Origin of the sequence: Streptomyces sp. SID1328 (assembly GCF_009865595.1) — a bacterium.
Lineage (GTDB): Bacteria > Actinomycetota > Actinomycetes > Streptomycetales > Streptomycetaceae > Streptomyces > Streptomyces griseoluteus.
Map to the genome: position 1 here is coordinate 1 of NZ_WWKH01000429.1, position 1,025 is coordinate 1,025.

The window sequence follows — 1,025 nt, forward strand, 5'->3', positions numbered from 1 at the left end:
CACCAGCGGGCGTCCGCCGACGGCTCGGCGAGTACCCCGACACGAGGACGCCCTCCGAGCAGCCGGAGCAGGGTGGACTTGCCCGCGCCGTTGGCGCCGAGCAGCGCCCAGTGCTCACCGGGCCGGACGGTCAGCGAGACCTCCTGGAGCAGGGGCCGCCCGTCCCGGACGACGTGCGCGTCCTCGGCGCGCAGCACCTCACTCATCGCACCACCCGGTTCCCCGCGGACAGCACGGCGTGCACGGCGGCCGACGGGCCCTTGCCCGCCGCCAGCCGTGACGCCGTCGACCCGGCACTCGGCGAAGGCCGCCGTCCCGTCCTCGGTGAGGCCGAGGACCTCGACCGGGTGATCGGCGCCGGCCAGCGCGTGGGCGAACACGGTCACCGGGCCGGTGCCCGTGCCCTCGTAGTCGCCGACGCGGTCGCCGGCCTCCAGCGCAGCGGTGAAACGGTGCACACCCGGCGCCACCTCGTGCGCGGTCCAGTCGTGCAGCCGTACGGCGCCCTCGGCCAGGTAGGCCGCCCGGAACAGCTCGTACGCCTCCTTCGTCGTGGCCTCGCGCCCGCTGTCATCCGTGGCGTCCTGCACGATCCGCGCGAAGGCGGGCCGCATTCCCGGCGGCAGGTCGATCCCCGCGTGCCGGCCCTGGTCGCCGCCGCCCACAACCCCGTCCTGACCGGCCTGTTCACCGAGTTCGTCCCCGTGCTGCGGGAGGGCCTGGTCGCGCTGCTGGACCTCACCCGGCTGCGCGAGGCGGACCCCGCCACCGGGCACGACACCCACGCGGCCCTGGTCCACGCCGTCACTGAGGGGGCCGCGGACCGGGCCGCGGCTGTCCTCCTGACGGAGCTGGAGGGAACACTGGAGCTGCTGCGCGAACGGGGGTGAGGGCCGCGTCGGCACCCGGCCGCTGCTCCCCCTCCCGGCCGGCTTCCGGCAGGCTTCCGGTTCGGGCCCGGCCCGTGCGCCGTCACCCGCTCGGCGCAGCGGCCGGAATAGGGCCCGGCCCCGTGAGGTTGACCC

General features: G+C 76.4%; 1 protein-coding gene and 1 pseudogene. One reads left to right on the top strand and one right to left on the bottom strand.

The features are described 5' to 3' along the window. The coding region (locus GT030_RS12780; RefSeq protein WP_161201209.1) for an ATP-binding cassette domain-containing protein at positions 1-206 on the bottom strand (206 nt) is incomplete at its 3' end. Positions 207-644: 438 nt separating this feature from the next. Here GT030_RS12780 and GT030_RS12790 point away from each other — a divergent pair. Continuing rightward, positions 645-890: pseudogene (locus GT030_RS12790) on the top strand (FCD domain-containing protein); the annotation flags it as partial. Positions 891-1,025: the final 135 nt, after the last annotated feature.